Genomic DNA, 2817 nt, shown 5'->3' with positions numbered 1-2817 from the left:
TGCCGCGGCCGAACAAGGGGGCCAGGATCAGTTGGGCGGCGCCCTCGACGACCAGGGTGGGGCCCCCGGGCGCGGCCCGCACCGGGACCGAGCGGGCGCCGCCCTCGCGCCGGGCCCGCGCCGAGACGACCTCCCCGACCCCGCGCACGAAGAGCTCCTCGGCGTCCCCGACCGTCCGCCCCCCGAGCAGCACCGCGTCGATGTCCAGCAGGCTCACGAGATTGCCGGCCCCCTCCCCGAGCACCCGCGCCGCCTCCGCCACCCGCCCCGCCCCGACGGCGGCCAGGCACAGGGCCTCGATGCAGCCCCGGTTGCCGCAGCCGCAGGGCGGCCCGTCGAGCTGGATCACCTGGTGCCCGAACTCCCCGGCTCCGGTCCGCTCCCCGCGGTACAGCGCTCCGCCGAGCACGAGCCCCGCACCGAGCCCCGTCCCGAGGTGCAGGTACGCGAAGGACCGCTCGCCGGGCCCCGCGGCGCCCTCCAGGGCGAGCCCGAGCGCCGCCGCGTTCGTGTCCTTGTCGACGACGACGGGCAGTCCGAGCCGCTCCGCGAGCGCGTCCCGCAGCGGGAAACCGTCCCACTGCGCGAACCCGGTCACCCGGTGCAGCACCCCGTCCGCATGGTCGAGCGGCCCGGGCACGGCGACTCCGACGCCGAGCACCGACTCCCCGGCGACCCGCCCCTCGGCGAGCAGGGCGTCGACCTCGCAGGCCGCCGCGGCGAGCACCGCGTCGGAGCCCGCGCCCAGGTCGAGCGGGGCGCGCCGCGCGGCGACCACGGTGCCGGCGAGGTCGGTGAGGACGGTGCGCAGCTCGTCCCGGTCCAGGTGCAGCCCCACCGCGTGCCCGGCCCCGGCGACCAGCGCCAGGACGGTGCGCGGCTTGCCGCCGGTCGACGCACGGCGGCCCGCCTCGACGGCGAGCCCCTCGGCGCGCAGCCGGGCGGTGATCTTGCTGACGGCCTGCGGGGTGAGCCCGGTCCGCTCGGCGAGCTCCAGGCGGCTGATCCCGGCCTCGCCCGCGGTGCGCAGGAGGTCGAGGACGAGTGCGGCGTTGTGCCCGCGCAGCGCCGCGAGGTTCACCCCCGTGGTGCGGCCGGCGTGCGAGACGTGCGTGTTCACCTGCCCATTGTGCCTCCCGCTTGCACTTTGGCAACACCGTTGCTTAAGTGGACGTATGACTGGTAAAAGCGCCCCGCTCCGCGTGGGTCTCGTCGGCTACGGCCTCGCGGGATCCGTCTTCCACGCCCCGTTGATCGCCGCGACCGACGGCCTCGTCCTCGACACGGTCGTCACGTCGAACCCCGAGCGGCAGGAGCAGGCCCGCGCCGAGCACGGCGCCGGGCTCCGCCTCGCCGCGCGCCCCGAGGAGCTGTGGGCGCGGGCCGGCGAGCTCGACCTGATCGTGCTCGCGTCCCCGAACAAGACGCACGTACCGCTCGCCACGGACGCCCTGCGCGCGGGCCTGCCGGTCGTCGTCGACAAGCCGATCGCGGGCACCGCCGCCGAGGCCCGGACGCTGGCCGCCCTCGCCGACGAGAAGAACCTGCTGCTGTCCGTCTTCCAGAACCGCCGCTGGGACAACGACTTCCTGACCCTCCAGCAGCTCGTCACCGACGGCGCCCTCGGCGACGTGTGGCGCTTCGAGTCCCGCTTCGAGCGCTGGCGCCCGCGCCCCAAGGGCGGCTGGCGAGAGTCGGGCGACCCCGAGGAGATCGGCGGCCTCCTCTACGACCTGGGCAGCCACGTCGTGGACCAGGCCCTCGTCCTGTTCGGCCCGGCCGCCTCCGTGTACGCGGAGTCGGACGTGCGCCGGGCGGGCGCCGAGGCCGACGACGACACGTTCATCGCGATCACGCACGCGAACGGCGTCCGCTCGCACCTCTACGTCTCCGCGACCACGGCCCAGCTCGGCCCGCGCTTCCGCGTCCTCGGCTCCGAGGCCGGATACGTGAAGTACGGCCTCGACCCGCAGGAGGCCGCCCTGCGCGAGGGCGAGCGCCCGCAGCCCGGCAAGCCCTGGGGTGTGGAGCCCGAGGAGATGTGGGGCCGCGTCGGCGCCGGGGAGTCCCCGGCCACCGGGGGCGGCACGCCGCTGCCCACGGCCGACGGCGCCTACCCCGCGTACTACGCCGCGATCGCCGCCGCCCTGCGCGACGGCGCCCCGAACCCGGTGCCGGCCACGCAGGCCGCCGCCGCGCTCGACGTCCTCGAGGCCGCGCGCCGCTCCGCCCGCGACGCCGTGGTGGTGACCCTGTGAGCGCCGAACCGACCGTGGCCGACCTCGAGGAGCAGGAGCGCGCCCTCGTCCTGGACTCCTTCTCGTACGAGGACGCGTGGCGGCTCGGCACGCTGCTCGTGGAGATGGCACGCGAGCGGCGGGCGCCGGTCGCGATCGACATCACGCGGGGCGGGCAGCAGCTGTTCCATGCGGCGCTGCCCGGTTCGACGCCGGACAACGACGCGTGGATCGCGCGCAAGCGGCGGGTCGTGGAGCGGTACCACGCTTCGTCGTACCTGGTCGGGACCCGGTTCCGGGCCAAGGGGACGACGTTCGAGGCGTCGTCGCGGCTCGATCCCGACGTGTTCGCGGCGCACGGCGGGGCGTTTCCCCTCCGGGTGCGGGATGCCGGGGTGATCGGCGTCGTCACGGTCTCGGGCCTCCCGCAACGGGACGACCACGCCCTGGTCACCGAGGCCCTGACCACCCTCAGAACCCCCTGACCCCGCCCTGCCCCCCCGCCGGGGGCGGGCACGGGGACCGGCGCGGCACGGGGACGACGACCCTCGCCCCGTCAGGGGCGCGGGGAACTGCGCGA

General features: G+C 76.3%; 3 protein-coding genes. 2 read left to right on the top strand and 1 reads right to left on the bottom strand.

Annotation, left to right across the window (positions count from 1 at the left end):
* Positions 1–1120, bottom strand: a 1120-nt coding sequence (locus GTW43_RS17395) for an ROK family transcriptional regulator (RefSeq protein ID WP_161302938.1), incomplete at its 3' end; no start/stop codon positions are given.
* Between the two features lie 55 nt (positions 1121–1175).
* Here GTW43_RS17395 and GTW43_RS17390 point away from each other — a divergent pair.
* Positions 1176–2258, top strand: coding sequence for a Gfo/Idh/MocA family oxidoreductase (locus GTW43_RS17390; RefSeq protein WP_161302937.1), 1083 nt, complete (start codon positions 1176–1178; stop codon positions 2256–2258).
* The gene (locus tag GTW43_RS17385; protein WP_161302936.1) at positions 2255–2722 is read left to right on the top strand and encodes a heme-degrading domain-containing protein; all 468 of its coding nucleotides are present in this window, start codon (positions 2255–2257) and stop codon (positions 2720–2722) included. Before GTW43_RS17390 ends, GTW43_RS17385 begins: the two co-directional genes overlap by 4 nt.
* Positions 2723–2817: the final 95 nt, after the last annotated feature.

Origin of the sequence: Streptomyces sp. SID5785 (assembly GCF_009870065.1) — a bacterium.
In the GTDB taxonomy this organism is placed as follows: Bacteria; Actinomycetota; Actinomycetes; order Streptomycetales; family Streptomycetaceae; genus Streptomyces.
Note: the sequence above shows the minus strand (reverse complement) of the source record. Positions and strands in the feature narration are given on the sequence as shown.